This window comes from Corynebacterium sp. ZY180755 (assembly GCF_054331495.1).
Window position 1 is genome coordinate 1,152,039 of the sequence record NZ_CM135811.1, and the last position, 18,724, is coordinate 1,170,762.

Sequence of the window (18,724 nt, forward strand, 5' to 3'; positions counted from 1 at the left end):
ACGAAAAAAATGACCAATTTGGAATTGAAATTGGCGGGGTGGACCGGTCCATCCAGTCCGACTGAACAAGAAAAGCAAGATCGCACCGAAAGGATGATTCGGGAAGCCATTGAAGCTCATCCAGCATTTGATGGAATGTCTTGTAAGATTTATGCGAAGGGATCTTATGCAAATAATACAAATGTAAAAGCCGACAGCGACGTTGATATCGCGTTCGAATGCCAAGATCTCTTCTACTGGGATGAACACACCTCGGGGGCTCATCCAGCAAGTAACGGTATCTACGAAGGAATTTGGACGCCCGAAAAGCTCCGTCACGAACTGACAATTGCCTTGAGAGCTAGGTTCAGCACCACAGTGGATACAAGCGGATCAACCGCCATTCAAATTAATTCCAATTCTGCCCGCGTTGAGGCGGACGTCGTGCCTTGTTTTTCTTATCGATATTATTTTTCGCCGACTTCCTACCGCGAGGGCGCCAAAATATTTAAAACTGATGGTAATTCAATTGTAAACTACTCAGCTTTGCAGCTGGAAAACGGACGAAATAAAAACAACAGGACCAATTACAGATTCAAAAAATCAGTCCGCATTATCAAGCGTCTAGAAAATGCAATGGCCGAGGAAGGGTATCATCAGGCGGTCCCGTCATTCTTTATCGAATGTCTTGTCTATAACTGTCCGGATACGGTGTTTCAGCGCCTAACCTGGATCGAGACTGTAAAAGGCATTCTCGCGCATATTTATACATCCCTCGAAGGTGCGGAACCCACCGATTCAGAGAATCGCTGGTTGGAGGTTAATGGTGCGAAGTATCTCTTTCATGGATCGCAAAAATGGAGTCGCGAGGATGGACGAAATTTTGCCTACGCGGGGTGGAACTACCTTGGTCTGGGAGGGGCTTAAATGGCGCGGCCAATTGGTTTAGTTCGAGCCGTCGTTATCATTGTCTCCAGTGCGTATGCCGTTCTGATTTTCGTCTTGGGATTCGACCTACCACCGTGGTGGAGGGTCTTGGTATCCATGTTTCCGATCTTGGCTGCGGGATTTGTAATGGCCTGGGATCTATGGATTTGGCGTTGGCCAGGGATAATAAGGCTCTTGCGACGACCTGATCTCCGTGGGTTATGGAGAGTTACGCTCACTCCTCATGAGGATTCTGCGATTCCAGAAGGCGGCAACTGGGGCCCAGTGGTGGCCTATTTAGAGGTCAGGCAAACTTTCTGGTCTATTCACCTTAAGCTGTATACATTGCAGAGCTCCAGTAGAAGTACTGCATTCAGCTGGATAAACACACCCGAGAATGAGGTCGATTGCCTGAGCTACATTTATGATGGCATGCCAAAAATCTCTGAGACGTCTTTCATTACGAGGAACGTTGGCGTCGGTACGCTAGCGCCGACATCACTTAAGCCAACTCAAATTGAAGGGCGATACTTTACTGATAGGCCAACGAAGGGAGATCTGGTTATGGAATTTGTGGACCGTACGAGCGGCTATCCGTCCTTCAACGCAGCGGACCATTACGCAGACTCAATCCGTGCCAGTCAGGGAGCCGTACAAGAATCAACGAGCAGTCATTGATTTCTCAAATCCAGATTGAGAATTGTCGTCGATGGCTCAATCTGACACTAAGCTTAAGCAGGACCTGAATGCTCTCGTTGGAGACGATGAGGCTGAAAAGGTACTCTACCAGGGAAGATTGCGCTGGCCATCACTTAGAGTGTATCGAGAGAGCTGGAGACTACTCCCGAAATTGCCGCGAGTAATAGGGAAATTTTCGGCACTAGCTAGAAACTCCGGATGAACTAACAGAGCCAATGGAGTACCCATTCGTAAGCGGATTTAGGCGATGGGTTGATCGGCAAACTCAGCTCATTAAACAAAGTACTATAAGTTATACTTATTTTAAGAGTAAAACTATTTAGGAGCTTAGATGGCAAAGAAAAAGCAGGAGCAACGATCGATCGTTAAAGTAGTCTATTTTGACCAGGATACAGCGTCTGACTACTTAGATATCGTTGCAGGAGGCAGTCTCGAATCAACCAAAGAGAACATTGGCACGAGGACTGTCGAAACCCATGCCAGCGTAGAAGCTAAACTCAGTGCAAAGCTTAGTTGGCTTCCCTTTATCGGCGGTGCAGGCGAACTGGGAGCCGGGGCTGAAGCCTCTCTAGCCGGCGGAAGTATTTTAAGCAAGACGCTGACAAACACGATCTTGACTGACTACCTGGAATCTTCTAGTGGCGATCTAAGAATTTCAAAACTGAATGGGTTTCGGGTTTATGCCGCCGAGAATTCCATGGCTTTCATGAAGATGTTTACGCCATACATGATCGCAGCTCGCGCAGAAGACGCTGACTTCAATATGGCATTGATGGATGAAGCGCTGGAGAAGGCGAAGGGTTATTACGAGCTAATCGGCGAAGATGCGACTCAACGCAAGATTGTCTTGCGCTTCAACATCCGCGCCTTCCGGAACAGTTACGGACTCTCGGATCTATCACGAATGAACTTAGTTTTTCATGGCATTGAAGTCGGTCATACTACGGAACTGAGTTTGAATATTGAGTCAGAACTAGCTCAAAACTCTCCCCAAGATCTTAAACTTGCTAGCTTCATCGAAGAATCTCACTCTGATTCATCCGGAGCCTCCGGCGATAACAAGCTGCCGGTTTACGACATCATCCTGGCCGGTGTAGAGAGCGGTGCGTAATGGCGACCCATGACATGAAGGCCTATATTTACTATGGACCTTCATCCTGGTTTAAAGCAGAGACAGCAGGGCTGGAGGCGGAATCGTTACTAGATATCGTTTACGAGCGCGACAACCTCAATAGACAGTTCAGCATCGTGGATAAACGCGCCTCCAGCCCTTCGGAGACAGAGCCTGAAAATGTCGAGGAAGGCCCGGAGCATGTTTTGGCAGAATCTGGAGACTACGCCAGTCTGACAGAAGCAACGATCTCAAATTTTGCAGGGTTAGTGCGGTCAATTGGTCCGAAGAATATCTATTTGAATAATCCTCCTGAGCTCGTTAGATCGCACCTTGAACGAGTGGCCGAGGTTGAGGAAGTTTCTTACGAGCTAGGCAGTTTTGATGCGCAAGTGCTGCAAGAGTTCAACGCTGATTTCCAAGACCACCTCGTAGGCCAAGACTCGGTTAAGAGCGAACTTCTTGCGGCGATGTATCAGTTGACGCGTCAGAATGTAGATGGACCCGTTGTCGTGATGTTTTATGGGCCATCAGGGGTAGGTAAAACCGAGACTGCGAAGTTTATCAGTCGCCTCACGGGAGGATTGCTTTTCCGAAAGCAATTTTCAATGCTGCACAGCGAAAAGTTTGCCTCTTATGTTTTCGGAGGAAGTCACCAAGAACCCTCGCTCGCACTGGACCTGATGGAGAGAGAATCAAGTGTAATTCTCTTCGATGAGTTTGATAAAGCAAGTTCAGTTTTCCATAGCGCCTTCTATGAGCTGTTTGACGAGGGTGTGTTGGAAGACAAGAACTATAGAGTCGAGGTTGGCAGGCCGCTAATTATTTGTACGTCGAATTACGGTTCAGAGAGTGCAGTGAAAAAGGCGCTAGGCGAAGCGCTTTACTCAAGGTTCGATGCCTTTATCGAGTTCCATCCGTTAAGCGGTTTCGAGGTGGAGAAAATTATCGACCGGTTGGTCGATGTGAAGTTTAAAGAGCTGACTCATAAAGAGGCATCCATCCTCAATGCTGATGAACTCAAAATTAATCTTAAGAGCCACTCGAAGCAGCTCGGTAATATTCGAAAACTGAGTAGCGTGATTGATCAGATTATTGGTCATAAATTAGCAATGGCTCTTCTGGAGACAGCGGAAAGTATGAATCCATAGTCGCCGTAGCTCTGGGCATTCTTGTTACGCCCATTTAATCTAAAACCGCCTCATTGCGTCCGCCAGTTGTGACTTAATGGGCCCGGCGTTGGCCAATTTTCAAGCATGACGGTATCAGGAACTTTACAGAGGTAGGCTGCCGTCCTGGAGCATCTCGCGTCCGCTTGACAACACCTCGTATATGTTGCGTGATGCTTGGCGTACCACCAAGTGCTTACACATACGAGTACGAAAGTTATTAGAGAAAGCCAGGTTTTCAGACCTGGCTTATTCTGTTTCTTGAGATATTTCCACCCCTATAGCTAGGTTCTGGCTTATAGGCCATTTTTCTGCCCTAGTTTCAGGCGTTTATGAGCTAGGGTTGAGTTATGCCGAACGAGTTGCTGGGGATTGAGTTTTATCAAGCGATAGAGATTCGAAAGCTCGTTGATGATCTATTTTACGAGTACCACACCCAGTTAGCTGAGGGTCCAGCCCGGCGCCACATCGCTCGCTTTAAGGAAGATCATGCCGCAGCGCTCGCGGTTTATGTTGCAGGCGAAGTGTGTGAGGTTGTAGCGGAATCCGCGGATTCTGATGCTACATATATTTACAACGAGAATTGGGGCGATGTGGATGAGGATCTTAAAACGCTCGACCCAGTGGAGCTTCGGAACCACCTCATGCAACCGAACGGTGAGACACATTTGCACAAGGGTAGGTCGACGGCGTGGATCTGCTCGGAGTACGCTTTAACGACCGTGCTACACCGGTTATTCCCGTCGGATAGTATATCGAGCCCTAGTGGAAACTTACTGAGAGGTGATTCTGGGCGGACGTGGGTCATAAACCCCTGCAGTGGTTATGACAATTTCGTTATTGGAAGCCCTAGGTGGGCCACCGCCGCATCATTAATTGAGGGAGAGCCATCCATCCAATCGGAGCCAATTGCGACGGCGATCTCCGCGCCGTATGTAGATGAGATTTGGGTGTTTGAAGGTTTCAGAGGTTTTACCTCGGTGTTTGTGGGCAAAGGCAGTAAATCCTCTCGCCCCGGTCGAGGATTTTGCAGGAATGATGGTGAACACTCCTTGGGGCAAAGTGTTGTCTCTACAAGTTTCCCGTCGGAAGATCGGTGTGCTTGGCTGCGAATCCTCGCCGAGGCGCGTCAGGTGAGGATTAGTGGGTGTACCGTGCTCGATGCAGTTGACTTCCTACAGGGGCGCGTGCACTTGCTGTGTGATCATAAGGTTCCGCTGTGGGATTGGCTCTCTATCAAAGGACTACTCAGGAAAGTGGAGCCCGAGTGGGATGTTCAAGTCTTTGAAAATTGGCATCTGGCTGGTTCCAAAAGGGCCCTGGAAGATGCTTTACGTATTATCAGAGACTCCCTGTGAGAAAACTCTGAACACTTGGTCTTTCACCCGGTAGTTACTTGCCTTGACTGGGTACTGTAAACGCTGCCCATTTTATGGAGCGTAAAGTTCGAGACACGGGGTTTTCTCGGAGTTTTGATCAGGGTCTTTTCGCCTTTTTGGGTGCCGAGGTAGGCCTACAGTTTTGTGTCGGCGATTTTCCGGCCTCTCAGAAACAAAGCACTTTGGCGTTCATGAGCAAACCGGGCGTGATTCCCACTTATGGGCACACGGGTTTGACCGTGAAATGCTCAGTTCCCGCTCGCTTCTGTCACGTCCTAATCCTTTGATTCCCTGCATGACAGAAAACGACCACGTACTCAGCCACGGTGATCGGCGGTCGGCCTCGCGAAGCGATGTCATGGTGCTACGCGCACAGCGGTTGGCGATCAATTCATCCGACGACCTGGAAAAGTTTGCATCAGAAATTGGGCGGGTTAGCGCGGTCCTCCGCGAGCCCACAGGCTCCGCCGGGGGAGTGATTGCGTTGGCGGTTGGCGTGGGGATCATCGGCGGGGCCGTGAAGCACATCAAAGAACTCTGGGAGGTCGAGCAGATGGGTGAGTCAGTTGCTCTCATTGCCGCTGAGACCGAACGCGACCTGATTGAGGCCCTCGTCGACCTTGATGAGGTCATCCGCACTCGTGGCGTCGGCACGGCCTATGAGCAGAAAACTGTTCGCAAACCCAGCGTCCTTAAGGCCTCTGAGAAGGCATCTTGAGGCCATGATTACCAAGCTTTCTGTCGTACCGGATGCCAGAAGCAGACTCGCCGAGATCGATGAGGCGGAGGCGCTACGCTTCGACGTGCGACGGAAGTTGGGCGAGGACACGTAAAACCCCTCGCTTGCGCCGTCAGCTAGACTCTTAAACCGTGTTGCGAACCATGTTGAAATCCAAGATCCACCGAGCCACCGTCACTCAGGCCGATCTGCACTACGTCGGCTCTTGCACGATCGACGCTGACCTCATGGAGGCTGCTGACATTTTAGAGGGGGAGCAGATCGACGTCGTTGACATCAACAACGGCAACAGACTGACCACCTACGCCATCACGGGCGACCGGGGCACGGGCGTGATTGGCATCAACGGCGCCGCCGCCCGCCTGATCAGCCCCGGCGACCTCGTCATCATCATCGGGTATGCGCATTACGAGGAGCAGGAGCTTAAGGACTACAGCCCGCGGGTCATCTTCGTCGATGAGAACAACAAGCAGGTTGAGCTCGGCGAGGACCCAGCCCACGCGCCGGCGGGTTCCGGTCTCATCAACCCGCGCCACCCGGACTAAGCTCGCGAACCCGGCGGTACGCCGCGAAATGTGAGACGCTATCTCACGATGTCTACACAGCAGGTTAAAGGTAACGTCGCCGAAGTCTTCTCCCTCTTCCTCCGCCTCGGGCTGATCTCCTTCGGAGGGCCGACGGCGCACCTCGGCTGCTTCCGCGACTAGTTCGTGTTCAGGCACAAGTGGATGAGCGGGAAGACCTACGCCGACTTGGTCGCCCTTTGCCAATTCCTGCCCTGGCCCGCCTCAAGCCAGGTAGGCATGGCGGTCGGGCTACAATGCGCTGGCTACCTCGGCATGTTCGCGGTGTGGTTCGCGTTCACCATGCCGTCGGTAATCGCGCTTGTACTCTTCGCCCTTGGGGTCGCGGTCATGGGGGACATCTCCGACGCTGGGTTGCTGGCGGGCCTGAAAACCGCGGCGGTCGCCGTCGTTGCGCACGCGGTTCTCGGCATGACACAGTCGCTGATCACCGACAAGATCCGCGCGGGGCTCGCAGGGCTTCGGGCGACTCCCGATGCAGACGATGACGTTGGGTTTAGCTCGCGGGTGCCGAAGAGCGTGGCGTTCGCCTCGTTCCTCGGCGCGTCCGCCCAAGGGGTGCACTGGGCTATCGGGGCCGTGGTGGGCATCCTCGCCGCCGCGCTGTACGACTCTGTCTTCATCGCCGGTGTGACCCCGCGGCCACGATGGCTGTGGCTGCGGCATCGTTTACCGCGCTGCAGGCGTGGAAACTGCCGGCGTGGGCGGTCGTGATCGCCGCCGTCATCGGTTTGATCGCGCTGTAGCTCAATAGAGCAACCTAGCACTTTCCCGGAAGCGGTGTATCCTAGGTCACGTACAGTTAAAATTTTCATTAAGGCAAAGGAAGTGTCATGACTGACATTAAGAACGTTTCCGTCATCGGTGCAGGCGTCCTGGGCGCCCAGATCGCATTCGTCATCGCCCACGCTGGGTTTAAGGTCACCGCATGGGACATCAATGACGACGCGGTTGAGGCCGCCAAGGGACGTTTTAACTCCATTGGCAAGTCCATGATCGCTGACCTCGACACCGCTAGCGAGGAAAGCGTTGCCAAGGCTCACGAGAACCTCTCGCTGACCACGGACATGGAAGCAGCCGTCGCTGAGGCGGACATTATTATTGAGGCAGTTCCGGAGAAGCTCGACCTGAAGCGCTCCACTTGGGAGAAATTGGGCAAGGCAGCACCGTCGCACACCATCTTCTGCACCAACACCTCGTCGCTGCTCGGCAGCGAGATTGCGGACGCCACCGGCGACCCGAAGCGCTTCATCAACACCCACTTCGCCAACCGCGTATGGCTCAAGAACATCGTTGAGATCATGCCGAACCCGGAGACGGACCTGAAGTACCGCGACATTGTCGAGGAGTTCGCCCACGAGGCTGACCTCGCACCCGTCGTGCTGAAGAAGGAGCAGCGCGCTTACCTCCTCAACACCATGATGGTTCCGTTCCTGCAGGGAGCGCAGTACCTCTACGTCAACGATGTCGCTGACGTCGACCAGATTGATAAGGACTGGCGCATCGCCATGGGCACCGATATGGGCCCGTTCGAGATCATGGACATAATCGGCATGCGCTCCATCGTTAACGTTGCTGAGGGTTCCGGCGAGGACCAGCCGGAGTGGAAGAAGAAGTTCACCGAGATCGGCAAGCAGATGATCGAGGAAGGTCGCTCCGGCCAGGGCGACGGCGAGGGCTTCTACAAGTACGACGACAACGGCAACAAGATCGAGAAGTAACCAGCCCGCGGTAGGGGCGCCGACATGCTGATTTGTCGGATAGCGGGGGCGTGTTCTATCTTTTAGGAGTCGCAAACGACAGAAAGAACGCGCCCCGTTCGTCTAGCGGCCTAGGACGTCGGCCTCTCACGCCGGTAACACGGGTTCAAATCCCGTACGGGGTACAATTAGCGCTCGGGAAACCGCACGCTGTTAAACGAGGTAGTTAGTGATTGCTCACTGACTACCTCGTTTGCGTTTTCCCACTCGATGTCCACTTTGGGCTTAAAGGCCATAAGGGGATGCGGAAAATCCTCCAGGATTTCGTCCGCATCCCCTTTTGACCCTTACGCCTCAATATCAGGGAAATCCCCGATGCGGGAAACCTGATATCTGGGCAAGATGGTAATCACACAAGCACACGAGAGGACAACAATGAACAACGGCAACAATGACTACAAGGCACAGTTTGATCACTACCTGAACAAGACCCACGAGTTAGTGGGCCGTCGCCTTACCCGCTCGAGCACTGACTCCATGGTGGCAGGTGTGCTCGGCGGCATCGGTCAGACCTACGGCATCAACCCATCACTCCTTCGCGTACTGTTCGTACTGTCCATGTTCCTACCCGGACCGCAGTTCATTGCGTACCTCGCAGCGTGGCTGATTATTCCTAAGCGCTAACGCGGCTCATTCTGAATAGTTAAAGCATCTTCAGGGGTCTGATTCCGATTTTGGATCGGGGTTAGGCCCTTGAGTTTTTTGGTCTGTCCCAGGACATGGGTGGAATTGTGTGATTTGTGCACATCGTGCCGGATTTTCCGGCGTACCCCCGACTGTTGCCGCGGACTACATGTGGTCGAAACCCTGTACGGAAACATCAGGTGCCCCGTGGCGTCTTTTGAAATGTGATCTGGAGTTAGGGCTGTGGCTAGTTTCTGGGTGGGGAAGCCCTGGTTAAGGGTTTCATTCAGGGGCGCTGCCGCGATCTATTGGGAGTAGTACACTCGTGGCATGCCCTAGCACAGAGAAGCAGGCAAGCGGAATGAGCAGGGAAGATGAGAAGGTCCCTGACATTCTGCGAACGTGTTTCGTTCTGCTTAGGACGCACTGTCAATTTTCCCCATAACTTTGGCCCTTTTATGCGCTTCAAAGTGGGAGCCTGACGTGGCCTGGCGCGGGGATACAAATGGGTTGACGCCCAGAGAGGTTGTAACGTGAAGCAATTCAGCAATTTCGATCATGTGACCGTCATGGGGGCTGGTGTCCTCGGTTCCCAGATTGCGATGCAGGCAGCATTTCACGGCAAGGAAGTGATCGTCTACGATGCCTTCCCTGAGGCCCTCGAAAAGTTGCCCGAGCGGTGGGAGTGGATGCACGTTCACTACAAGCAGGACTTAGGCTCTGCCTACAGTAACCGTAGGTTCGAAGATGCGGTCGCGAGAATCTCTACCTCCAGTGACCTAGAGGAAGCACTCCAGGATGCAGACATCGTTATCGAGGCTGTGCCTGAAAACCTTGAGCTGAAGAAGAAGGTGTGGAAGCAGATCGGAGAAGTTGCTCCGGAAAAGACGCTGTTCGCTACTAACACGTCGTCCTTGCTTCCTTCTTCCTTTGCTGAGGCTAGTGGTCATCCGGAGAAGCTGGTGGCCATTCACTATGCGAATATGATTTGGAAGAACAATCTCGCAGAGATCATGGGCTCCGATCAGACATCCAAGGAAGCTATTGATGGCGCACGCAAGTACGCCTATGAGACGGGAATGGTTGTGAGCCTGATTCACAAGGAGCAACCAGGTTACTTCATCAACTCCCTGTTGATCCCATTCCTGCATGCCGCCGGCAAGCTCTACATCAATGAGGTCGGTGACCCTGAAGATATCGATCGTAGCTGGGTCCTTGGAACTAGCCAGCAAACTGGCCCATTCGCTGCCTTCGATACTGTCGGATTCCGCGTTGCTGCAAACATTGCTTCTGCTGACGAGGATCCAGATGTCCGCCGATTCGGCGAGTTCCTTCAGAAGGCAATTGATGAAGGATACACGGGCCGCGAGAGCCGACAGGGCTTCTACTACTACGACGAGAATGGCAACAAACTCGATGCAGTAAAGAAGTGGAATCGCTACTCTTAAAGCCACATAACTACCGCCCAGCTGAAACAGGGGACGCCCTCAGCGTTGTGGTCCACGGCTCTAGGTGATGACCAGTTGTTCAGCGAGGACTGAGCAGCTCCATCACGGAACTTCCGTGGAAGGTGGTGCTCTACACCGCAATAAAGCTACCGCGCGGATCGGGTATCCCCGCTTGGAGAGCAGTCTTTGACGGCCTGCGTTGTGGTTACTTGCGTAGAGCCACGGCTAGAGTGAGGCGTCCGCTTTTCAGCTCAGGCGTTGTGCCTGTCCGTGGGGCTGGAGACGTACTTCTGCTTTCATTCCGAAGAGCTCGTACGGTAGGTGAGAAGCCCTCACCGCGAACTTTGAGGGCTATGGTGACCGCGTCTAGGTTAGCCCTTACTTGGGTGTGTTTTTTGCTGCGGCTATTGCTGCGTCGATCTGTTCCGCGAATGCGTCCTTGACCTCTTGGTTGTCCTCCGGTACTGGAAGCGTGAGATCGTTGAAGTTCCGGTAGTTCATCAGCGCGGCCGCGTACGTGAGCCATTGATGGTCCTTCTCCGGCCACACGCTGAACACTGTGTCCCAGACCGTCATCGGAATCTCGCCGGCGAGTGGGTCCTTCTTCCAGTAGTCCGGGTCCGTCACTGCGAGTGCGTCGGGATTGGTCGCGATGTCCTCTTCCGTATCGAGCTCGCCCGCTATCTGCGTGTACTCCGCTAGGTATGTTTGACGCATCTCGTTCCACGCCTGCTGATTCGCCGATTCGTTCATCTGACCCCACGTCAGACCGTCCACGACCGGAGTCTTGTTCTCGGCTATCCACCGATCGCGGAAGTGATTCGCCAGCTCCTGCTGACGAACCTCGAAGTGTGCCAGAATCCGCTGGTGAAATTCCTCGATCTGCTGCTCGCTTGCCTGCTGCCTGGCTGCTTCTAGTGTCTGCTTGACCTCTGCCAGCGTGATCATCATAAGTACCAAACTCCTCTACAGCTGCGTTCTTGCTAAACGAGAATAGTGAAAACTGGGTGACAGTGCGGAGGAACGAGGGTTTTATATCCAAGCATTTTCCAGAGTTTCACGCGTCTTGCTCGAGTTGTGATCGCGCATCTACTGCTCAACGCTGAGTTGAGGGAAAAATACGCCTTTGGATCGTGAACGCCAGATCGTCGGTCCCTCACTGATATGAGGCTGGACCGAGAGGACCGTGCAGAATACCCGTTAAGGCTGACGCTATGGTAGCTGAAGCACCATGACTCTTCCATTTGTGAGCTGCGCGGGGTTGTTGGGTTTTGCCCTAGGTGGTGAGCGCGTGTGTCGGATATGGGGTTTGGATTGATGCTGCCTAAGCGCGCCCAACGCCCTCGCTAGCAAAACTTTTGCAGCTGACGAGGGCGTTTTCGGTTGAGGATTTTTCGAAGGCGGCTGGGAGCCTAATGATCCTTCTGTGCTGTGCCATCATGGCCCGCCAAGAGGGTGGCAAAGTCAGTGACGTTGGTGTTGACAGTGGTATTGGTGCTCTCGCGCCTTGGTGTTGCGGAATCATCCGATTCTCCAAAGTCGGGACCGAATCCCACCACAGCATCCGATACGTCCACAATTTGCTGGGCTAGCTCGCGTGCAGCGCGGGTGATGCGTGAGTCTATGTCAGATTTTTGGCCAAAGTCGTCGGTGGCGGCGAATATTGCCGTAGGCATGGTGATGGCTCGGAGGTAGTTGAACAGTGGGCGCAGTGCATAGTCCAGAACCAATGAATGCCGTGCCGTGCCGGCCGTGGCAGCTATGAGTACCGGCACGCCGGTGAGTGCGTGATTGTCTAATGCGTCGAAGAACATTTTGAAAATGCCTGAATAGGAGGCTTTAAATACGGGTGTTGCGGCAATCAGCGCATCCGCCTCCGCCACCTGCTCGAGGTCAGCCCTAAGGCGTTCGTTGTAGATCCCCGTGGACATTGCGGTGGCTAAATCCATGACGATGTCAGCTACGTCGACGTAGGAGATGTCGAGTCCCTCGCCGCGCTTGGACACTTGGGCGCTCACTGCCTCAGCAATGCGCTCTGCAAGCATGCGGGTGGTTGAGGGGTTGGACATACCGCCATTGACAACTACAAGTTTCTTCACCGTTTAGCTCCGTTCCTCTTGTGTAGATGGTGTCCCTGAATCCTGTGCTGGGCGAATCTTGAGATGTGGTGAGTCCGCACCTTCGGCCACGAGGGAGCCATGTGTAGGAGGATCTGATGGCACGTGCGATGGGCGGCGAAGCTCGAATTCCTTCCGTAGTACAGGCACGATCTCTGTTCCCAAGATTTCTACCTGCTCGAGCGCCATCTCCAGTGGTAAGCCGGCATGGTCAACAAGGAAGAGCTGGCGCTGGTAGTCGCCCACTGCGTCCGCGTAGCTTAAGTATCGTTCAATGATCTGTTCTGGGGTGCCTACGGTCAGCGGAGTGATGCGCTCGAATTCTTCGAGTGATGGACCATGGCCGTACACTGGCGCGTTATCGAAGTAGGGGCGGAAGGTCTCCTTCGCTTTCTTCTCCGTCTCCGCGGCGAAGAACTGTCCGCCAAGGCCAACGATCGCTTGGTCGGCAGAACCATGGCCGTAGTGCTCAAAGCGTTGGCGGTAGAGGTTGACCATGGCGGTGGTGTGTTCGATGTTCCAGAAGATGTGGTTGTGGAAGAAACCATCACCGTAGAACGCTGCTTGTTCTGCGATCTCGGTAGAGCGGATGGAACCGTGCCACACGAATGGCGCTACGCCGTCGAGGGGTCGGGGAGTGGAGGTGAATTGCTGCAGCGGGGTGCGGAATTGGCCTGACCATGTAACGTTTTCTTCTCGCCACAGCGTACGTAGCAGGTGGTAATTTTCGATTGCTAGAGGGATGCCTTGGCGTATGTCTTTGCCAAACCATGGGTAGACGGGGCCGGTGTTTCCGCGACCCAGGATGAGGTCCACGCGCCCATCAGCTAGGTGTTGCAGGTAGGCGTAATCCTCCGCAATGCGCACAGGGTCAGTAGTGGTAATGAGCGTAGTGGACGTTGACAGCTGAATGTTTTCTGTCTGCGCAGCAACATGTGCCAGTAGAACTGGTGGGTTAGCTGGAGCAGCAAAAGGCGGGTTGTGGTGTTGACCTGTTGCAAAGACGTCTAAGCCAACCTCTTCAGCCTTGTTGGCTAGGGCTACGGTAGCTTTAATCCGCTCATGTTCTGTTGGGGATTTGCCGTTAGTTGGGTTGGTAGTGACGTCGCCGATTGTAAAGATTCCGAATTGCATTTTCTTGATCCTAATCACTTGTTGTTGATACGTCAACAATAAGTGGTGTTTAATGGAGTTAGCTGATAGCAGCGGAAATCCGTATCGCTCAGCCGGCGGATCACACCACCATGGTGACGATAAGCGCTGGGTAAGGGACTGGAAGCAGCCTAGGTCTCGGGAAAAATCGAATGCTGCACGGCGCATGACTCGTTGGTAGTGGCAGCACCACCGTGCGCACGAAGTCACCAAGGGCAGCGGTGATCTCAAAAGCTGTGCGTCTTAGAGATTCGATTGCTCCACCGTTGCAGTGCAGCCTGTTGGAAAATTAGAGCCAAGAAATGAAGGTGGTAGACAGTGGCTGAGTCACGGAGTTCATCGAAGGCTGGCAAGCGCCCGGAGCATGGCCCGTACCTTGATAAGTTTTTCCCTGAGGTCTACAAAGCCATGCTCGCGCCGGGGCAATTATTGGAGAAAATTTACCCAGAAGTGGACCTTGAGCCCGAACTGATCGAGTTGGTTCTGACCCGTGTGAGCCAGATGAACCGATGTGCAACATGTCTTTCTATTCATGTTCCAGCTGCACGAAAAGCAGGCGTACCACAGCGAAAGCTGGATCTTTTGCCGGCATGGCGAGAGGCTCGCGGGGTGTTTGATGACCGGGAGCAAGCAGCATTAGAGCTAGCGGAGACGTTAACGGAGCTTCCTCAAGGTGAAAGAAATTCACAGGCGGCTATCACAGCGTGCGAGGTTTTTGCAGAAGAGCAGGTAGCGGCGCTGGAATGGGCGATCGTCAGCATTAATGCATTTAATAGGCTTTCGGTAGCTTCGGGCCACCCGCCTCTGAATTATTAAATGTGGGGGCCCTTGAGCGGCAGGGGCAGATGGTCAAGGGCAACTCAAAGACTTCCGTACATAAGAAGGCAACGTTAATTCTCAAGAAGTGCTAGAGGCGAAAATATGAGCAATCAAGAAAAAGATCCGCAGGAAATTCTGTGTCAGTCAGGGCGGTCACCCGAACACGAAGAAGAGGGCACAGCCGTAGAAATCATCTCCTCGCGCGATGTCCCCCTAGGTGGTCCTCGTGCGATGACCGTGCACCGCACATTACCGCAGAAAAAACGCTCTTTGATTGGTGCTTGGTGCTTTGTCGATCACTATGGGCCAGACGATGTGTCATTGACGGGCGGAATGGATGTCGCTCCGCATCCCCACACTGGTTTGCAAACTGTGAGCTGGCTGTTTCAGGGTGAGATTGAGCATATTGATTCCGGTGACAACCGAGGACTCGTTCGCCCGGCAGAACTCAACGTCATGACATCTGGTGCAGGTATTTGCCACTCAGAAGTCTCCACCCCAGACACCAGAGTCTTGCACGGTGTGCAGTTGTGGTTGGCGCTTCCCAGCGGTGCTCGTTACACGGCACCGCGCCAGTTCGAGCACTATGAACCTGAGATTCACCGGATTCCGGGCGGCGAAATCATAGTTTTCCTAGGGGACCTAGCTGGGCAGAGTTCTCCAGTGACAACGTTCACTCCAGTAGTAGGGGCTGAGATTCGGATCGATGCGCATCGTACGATCGAACTGGAAGTAAATGAATCCTTCGAACACGGCGTGCTCGTTGATTCCGGCACCGTCTCTGTCGCAGGTGTCACGGTTGCACCTACGTACCTCGCTTACACAGGTGTTGGTGAGCACACACTCACGTTGAGCAACGAAGGTGACACCCCGGCGCGCCTCTTACTCATCGGGGGGACCCCCTTTGGGGAGGAAATTGTGATGTGGTGGAATTTCGTTGGACGTAACGATGATGAGATCCGGCAGTTTCGCCAGTCATGGGAAAATCGCACCGAGCAGTTCGGGCACGTCCGTGGCTATGTAGGCCACGGAGGCCCTGGCAAGAATGTTGACGGTATGAGTTGGCTTCCTGCGCCACGCTTGCCAAACGCCAGGATTAAACCTCGGCGTAACCCGGATTCTGTGGCCAATTCGCGCTGACGTCCCGTGCTCATTTCGCGATCTTTCCCGTTTCGCTCCCTCATGGTTTAGGTCGAGGTAGCTGGGTGAGGGGACGTGTACGTCTGGCTATTCTTTGACGTCGGAAGGCGTTTGCTTTAGCGAACGGGAGCGTTGGACAAGATCATCGATCATGCGGTTGTAGTCATCTATGGCCCGAGCGGAGCGCGGAGGTACGCGCACAATCTTTTCTGAATCGAGGCCGGCTTGGAGTTCGCGCACTCGTGCCACTTCCACGTTGAGTGCTATGCCCAGCAGCATGAAGGCATTGGCGAGCCAGATGCCGATCAAGGCTGTGACGAGGCCGCCGAGCGCGCCGTACAAGCCTACTTGTCCAAAGGATGAGGCATAGATCTGGGTGAGTACGCCAACAATGAAGACACCGCTAAGCGCGAATACGCTACCTGGGGTGATCCAGCGGAACTTGCCGTAGTTGGCATTTGGGGCAACGTGGTACAGTACCGCAACTAGCGTTAGTGCCACCACAATGATGACTGGCCAGCGCAGGTATCCCCAAACGGGAAGGATGCGGTCCACAAAGAAGTACGCGGCTTCCTCTAGCTCCAGTGGTTCCGCAAAACGGTCGACGAGGGGAGTGACAATGTCACCGCGGAGGAAGTATGCCCCGGCCAGGATCACTAGTCCCACAAGGAGCATGAACGTCAATCCCCACATTGTGCCCCAGGTGCGCAGCAAGGTGCGCCCCTCGATTCGGCCGTAGAGCTCGTTGGAGGTTCGAGAAAACGCGCGTACATAGGCGGAGGACGAGAACAGAGCAAAGAGGATGGACAGGATCAACATGATCGCTGATTGCTGCGTTGAGCCGATGACAATGTTGACTACGCTGCGTGCTGTGTCGCCGTACTGCTCGGGGATGTAGGAGGTAATGAACTCGTCAGTGAGGGTGGTGACCTGGTCCCGATTTTGATCCAGCAACAGGGATGAGATCGCGTAGAAGGACAACAGGGTCGGTAGTGCGGTAAGGAGAGTAAAGAAACTCAAGATCGCAGCCTTGTCTAGAAGGCCGTTGAAAAAGAATTCCCAGTACAACCGGCGAGCGATAAACGGGGTTGCTCCTTTGGGGAGCTGTTTGTGCCTCCTCATCACACTCCGGCGGTAATCAAGCCAGCTTAGGGTGTTAATCGGCTCACCGCCGCCGAGCGGGACAATGGGGCGAATCTTGCGGAAATTAATGAACTTCCGATTTTTGGCCGTAGTGGAGGCTTTGTCGCTCACGTCGTGGTTACTGTTTTCCCTAGTCACTGGTAAAAAATTACCTTTTAGTTCAAGGAAAAACATATTGACATGCCCAAAGTTGGCCGTCAACGGTTCAGATAGGTGTATTTCTAAGCTTGTTTACTGCCTGGTCTTGTGCTGTCCGGTGTGACCGTGCCCAGCATGACACCACCCTCACGGTGTTCAGCGTAGGAGCGACTGCGGCCGGGGTAGCCCATGCTTAGGCGCAGCAGGTTTTGAATCAATCGGGGTCGGGTGCCGTCTCAACGGGCTCTGAAGTTTTAAATTCAGAAGGTTAGTTTCTCTAGATGTTTGAGGCTTTATTCCTAGGTGATCGGTGACCCTTATAGTATGGGGGCGTGTTATAACCGAGGTGGCCAACGTGGTTTTCAGGACTATTTATTTGGCAGTTTTGCGCCAGTTTTGGTGCAAGCGTTATCTGAGCGCTTGACGCGGAAGTTTGTCTGCGCTGCGCGTCGCCTCCATCGAAAGGATCTCCATGGTTGGAAATACTGAGTTTCTGAGCCCGCGTCTGATGGCGGCTATCAATACTGCGTCGGTGGCGCACCGTGACCATTTCCGCAAAGGGTCGGGTATCCCGTATGTTGCCCACCTGTACGGTGTCATGTACCTGCTCTCGCAGGTTACGGATGATGAGGACGTCCTGATTGCTGGTCTTTTACATGACGTGCTCGAGGATGTCCCGCAGGTCTACTCCCGCGAACAGATGGAGAAAGATTTTGGCTCCAGGGTGGTGGAAATTGTATTAGGTGTGACCAAAGATGATTCCTTAAGCCAGTGGCAGCAGCGTGCCGACGCCTACATCGCGCGTCTGCGCGACGCAGCCTCGGATGAATCGGTCATGGTCAGTTGTGCAGACAAGCTGCACAACCTGAAATCCATTGTGGATGACTACTCACGTATTGGAGATCAACTGTGGGAGAGGTTTAACTCTGGCAAGGAGGGGCAGCAGTGGTGGTACCGCCAGATTCATGAGGTGGTAGCGCAGCGCCTACCTGGCTTCCCGCTTAACCAGGAGCTGGGAAAGCTCATCCAACAGCTGGAGAGTTACTGATGCACGCAGTTAAAGGCTGTCACTGAGAATCTGGGCGGATTCGCACAGCTGCTTCGCCCACAGCTGGCCAGGCGAGGGCTTCAGTCGTTCAGCAGGTCCGGAGATGGATAACACGGCGGTGAACAGCCCATCAGCATCAAATACGGGTGCGGAAACAGACGCTAAGCCAACCTCGCGTTCAGAGACGGACTCAGCCCATCCTTTGTCGCGTACTTGGGCTAAGTCGTTTTCGGTAATTTTGTCTGTGTTAGATAACACGGACTCGCGCAATTGCGGGGATGAGTAAGCGAGGAAGACTTTAGCTGCTGAACCGGCGGTAAGCGGTAGGCGGGTGCCCACGGGCACGGTGTTCTGCAGGCCAATAGCAGGTTCTTGGGCTGCAATGCACACACGGGTGGAACCCGCGAGCTGATAGAGCTGTACGGATTCGTTCGTAGCGTCCATGAGGGCAATCATGATGGGAGAAGAGACATCAATCAGCTTGGTTGAGCTGTTCGCGCCCAGCGATGTGAGAACCGCACCGATGGTCCATCGGCCGTCTGACGTGCGCGTCAGGATGTGATGGGTCTCTAGTGCGGTGGCTAGTCGGTGTGCGGTTGCGCGGGGGAGTCCAGTTTCTTCGCTGAGCTCTGACAGTGAGCGCGGCCTATCGGCTACGGTCAGCATGATGTTGACGGCGCGGTCTAGTACTTTAATTCCGCTTGTAGCAGTTGGATCTGTGCTAATCTGTCCCATGAGACGATATTAT

General features: G+C 53.7%; 19 protein-coding genes and 1 tRNA gene. 15 read left to right on the forward strand and 5 right to left on the reverse strand.

Annotated elements, in window-relative coordinates; all coding sequences use genetic code 11:
- Positions 1–9 precede the first annotated feature (9 nt).
- From ACXM2N_RS05365 to ACXM2N_RS05420, 12 genes are all read left to right on the forward strand, one after another.
- Complete coding sequence (locus ACXM2N_RS05365) at positions 10–906, forward strand: nucleotidyltransferase domain-containing protein (protein ID WP_458490745.1); 897 nt, start codon at positions 10–12, stop codon at positions 904–906.
- Between the two features lie 147 nt (positions 907–1,053).
- Complete coding sequence (locus ACXM2N_RS05370; protein WP_458491022.1) at positions 1,054–1,584, forward strand: Cap15 family cyclic dinucleotide receptor domain-containing protein; 531 nt, start codon at positions 1,054–1,056, stop codon at positions 1,582–1,584.
- 352 nt (positions 1,585–1,936) lie between these two features.
- Positions 1,937–2,716: a DUF6414 family protein gene (locus ACXM2N_RS05375; protein ID WP_458490747.1), complete on the forward strand. Its 780-nt coding sequence runs from the start codon at positions 1,937–1,939 to the stop codon at positions 2,714–2,716.
- A complete protein-coding gene (locus tag ACXM2N_RS05380) occupies positions 2,716–3,867 on the forward strand; it encodes an AAA family ATPase (RefSeq protein WP_443402200.1) in 1,152 nt (383 codons plus the stop codon). Before ACXM2N_RS05375 ends, ACXM2N_RS05380 begins: the two co-directional genes overlap by 1 nt.
- Before the next feature lie 368 nt (positions 3,868–4,235).
- Complete coding sequence (locus tag ACXM2N_RS05385; protein ID WP_458490749.1) at positions 4,236–5,243, forward strand: inositol monophosphatase family protein; 1,008 nt, start codon at positions 4,236–4,238, stop codon at positions 5,241–5,243.
- A 316-nt stretch (positions 5,244–5,559) separates the two neighbouring features.
- The gene (locus ACXM2N_RS05390; RefSeq protein ID WP_458490751.1) at positions 5,560–5,982 is read left to right on the forward strand and encodes a hypothetical protein; all 423 of its coding nucleotides are present in this window, start codon (positions 5,560–5,562) and stop codon (positions 5,980–5,982) included.
- A 152-nt stretch (positions 5,983–6,134) separates the two neighbouring features.
- Entirely contained in the window at positions 6,135–6,548 is a 414-nt protein-coding gene (gene panD, locus ACXM2N_RS05395) for an aspartate 1-decarboxylase (protein WP_259801276.1), read from the forward strand.
- A 183-nt stretch (positions 6,549–6,731) separates the two neighbouring features.
- On the forward strand, positions 6,732–7,301 hold the full coding sequence (locus ACXM2N_RS05400; protein WP_458490753.1) for a chromate transporter: 570 nt from the start codon (positions 6,732–6,734) through the stop codon (positions 7,299–7,301).
- A gap of 119 nt (positions 7,302–7,420) precedes the next feature.
- A complete protein-coding gene (locus tag ACXM2N_RS05405) occupies positions 7,421–8,308 on the forward strand; it encodes a 3-hydroxyacyl-CoA dehydrogenase (protein WP_458490755.1) in 888 nt (295 codons plus the stop codon).
- A gap of 91 nt (positions 8,309–8,399) precedes the next feature.
- Positions 8,400–8,472 (forward strand) — tRNA-Glu (locus ACXM2N_RS05410).
- A 250-nt stretch (positions 8,473–8,722) separates the two neighbouring features.
- Positions 8,723–8,971: a PspC domain-containing protein gene (locus tag ACXM2N_RS05415; RefSeq protein WP_458490757.1), complete on the forward strand. Its 249-nt coding sequence runs from the start codon at positions 8,723–8,725 to the stop codon at positions 8,969–8,971.
- Between the two features lie 533 nt (positions 8,972–9,504).
- Positions 9,505–10,419, forward strand: coding sequence for a 3-hydroxyacyl-CoA dehydrogenase (locus ACXM2N_RS05420; RefSeq protein ID WP_458490759.1), 915 nt, complete (start codon positions 9,505–9,507; stop codon positions 10,417–10,419).
- Between the two features lie 378 nt (positions 10,420–10,797).
- Here the strand turns inward: ACXM2N_RS05420 and ACXM2N_RS05425 are convergent, their stop codons facing one another.
- The 3 genes from ACXM2N_RS05425 to ACXM2N_RS05435 all read right to left on the reverse strand — a co-directional run bounded on the left by ACXM2N_RS05425 (position 10,798) and on the right by ACXM2N_RS05435 (position 13,670).
- Positions 10,798–11,370, reverse strand: coding sequence for a hypothetical protein (locus ACXM2N_RS05425; RefSeq protein ID WP_458490763.1), 573 nt, complete (start codon positions 11,368–11,370; stop codon positions 10,798–10,800).
- A 461-nt stretch (positions 11,371–11,831) separates the two neighbouring features.
- Entirely contained in the window at positions 11,832–12,518 is a 687-nt protein-coding gene (locus ACXM2N_RS05430; protein ID WP_458490765.1) for an FMN reductase, read from the reverse strand.
- 3 nt (positions 12,519–12,521) lie between these two features.
- Positions 12,522–13,670: a CE1758 family FMN-dependent luciferase-like monooxygenase gene (locus ACXM2N_RS05435; protein ID WP_458490767.1), complete on the reverse strand. Its 1,149-nt coding sequence runs from the start codon at positions 13,668–13,670 to the stop codon at positions 12,522–12,524.
- A 426-nt stretch (positions 13,671–14,096) separates the two neighbouring features.
- On the opposite strand from ACXM2N_RS05435, the gene ACXM2N_RS05440 reads away from it, so the two are divergent.
- A complete protein-coding gene (locus ACXM2N_RS05440) occupies positions 14,097–14,504 on the forward strand; it encodes a carboxymuconolactone decarboxylase family protein (protein WP_458491024.1) in 408 nt (135 codons plus the stop codon).
- Between the two features lie 105 nt (positions 14,505–14,609).
- Positions 14,610–15,647 carry a pirin family protein gene (locus ACXM2N_RS05445; protein WP_458490769.1) on the forward strand — a complete coding sequence of 346 codons (1,038 nt, stop codon included), beginning with the start codon at positions 14,610–14,612 and terminating at the stop codon, positions 15,645–15,647.
- 87 nt (positions 15,648–15,734) lie between these two features.
- On the opposite strand, the gene ACXM2N_RS05450 is transcribed toward ACXM2N_RS05445, so the two are convergent.
- Positions 15,735–16,928: a YihY/virulence factor BrkB family protein gene (locus ACXM2N_RS05450; protein WP_458490771.1), complete on the reverse strand. Its 1,194-nt coding sequence runs from the start codon at positions 16,926–16,928 to the stop codon at positions 15,735–15,737.
- A 472-nt stretch (positions 16,929–17,400) separates the two neighbouring features.
- On the opposite strand from ACXM2N_RS05450, the gene ACXM2N_RS05455 reads away from it, so the two are divergent.
- Entirely contained in the window at positions 17,401–17,976 is a 576-nt protein-coding gene (locus tag ACXM2N_RS05455; RefSeq protein WP_458490773.1) for an HD domain-containing protein, read from the forward strand.
- Between the two features lie 9 nt (positions 17,977–17,985).
- Here ACXM2N_RS05455 and ACXM2N_RS05460 read toward each other — a convergent pair whose 3' ends face one another.
- The gene (locus ACXM2N_RS05460) at positions 17,986–18,711 is read right to left on the reverse strand and encodes an IclR family transcriptional regulator (protein ID WP_458490775.1); all 726 of its coding nucleotides are present in this window, start codon (positions 18,709–18,711) and stop codon (positions 17,986–17,988) included.
- Between the last annotated feature and the right edge of the window lie 13 nt (positions 18,712–18,724).

Coding starts and splice junctions, on each gene's coding strand:
- ACXM2N_RS05370 (WP_458491022.1), top strand. CDS start 1,054: ATGGCCTGGGATCTATGGATTTGGCGTTGGCCAGGGATAATAAGGCTC.
- ACXM2N_RS05400 (WP_458490753.1), top strand. CDS start 6,732: ATGAGCGGGAAGACCTACGCCGACTTGGTCGCCCTTTGCCAATTCCTG.
- ACXM2N_RS05460 (WP_458490775.1), bottom strand. CDS start 18,711: ATGGGACAGATTAGCACAGATCCAACTGCTACAAGCGGAATTAAAGTA.
- ACXM2N_RS05415 (WP_458490757.1), top strand. CDS start 8,723: ATGAACAACGGCAACAATGACTACAAGGCACAGTTTGATCACTACCTG.
- ACXM2N_RS05375 (WP_458490747.1), top strand. CDS start 1,937: ATGGCAAAGAAAAAGCAGGAGCAACGATCGATCGTTAAAGTAGTCTAT.
- ACXM2N_RS05405 (WP_458490755.1), top strand. CDS start 7,421: ATGACTGACATTAAGAACGTTTCCGTCATCGGTGCAGGCGTCCTGGGC.
- ACXM2N_RS05390 (WP_458490751.1), top strand. CDS start 5,560: ATGACAGAAAACGACCACGTACTCAGCCACGGTGATCGGCGGTCGGCC.
- ACXM2N_RS05380 (WP_443402200.1), top strand. CDS start 2,716: ATGGCGACCCATGACATGAAGGCCTATATTTACTATGGACCTTCATCC.
- ACXM2N_RS05435 (WP_458490767.1), bottom strand. CDS start 13,670: ATGCAATTCGGAATCTTTACAATCGGCGACGTCACTACCAACCCAACT.
- ACXM2N_RS05365 (WP_458490745.1), top strand. CDS start 10: ATGACCAATTTGGAATTGAAATTGGCGGGGTGGACCGGTCCATCCAGT.
- ACXM2N_RS05425 (WP_458490763.1), bottom strand. CDS start 11,370: ATGATGATCACGCTGGCAGAGGTCAAGCAGACACTAGAAGCAGCCAGG.
- ACXM2N_RS05445 (WP_458490769.1), top strand. CDS start 14,610: ATGAGCAATCAAGAAAAAGATCCGCAGGAAATTCTGTGTCAGTCAGGG.
- ACXM2N_RS05440 (WP_458491024.1), top strand. CDS start 14,097: ATGCTCGCGCCGGGGCAATTATTGGAGAAAATTTACCCAGAAGTGGAC.
- ACXM2N_RS05455 (WP_458490773.1), top strand. CDS start 17,401: ATGGTTGGAAATACTGAGTTTCTGAGCCCGCGTCTGATGGCGGCTATC.
- ACXM2N_RS05385 (WP_458490749.1), top strand. CDS start 4,236: ATGCCGAACGAGTTGCTGGGGATTGAGTTTTATCAAGCGATAGAGATT.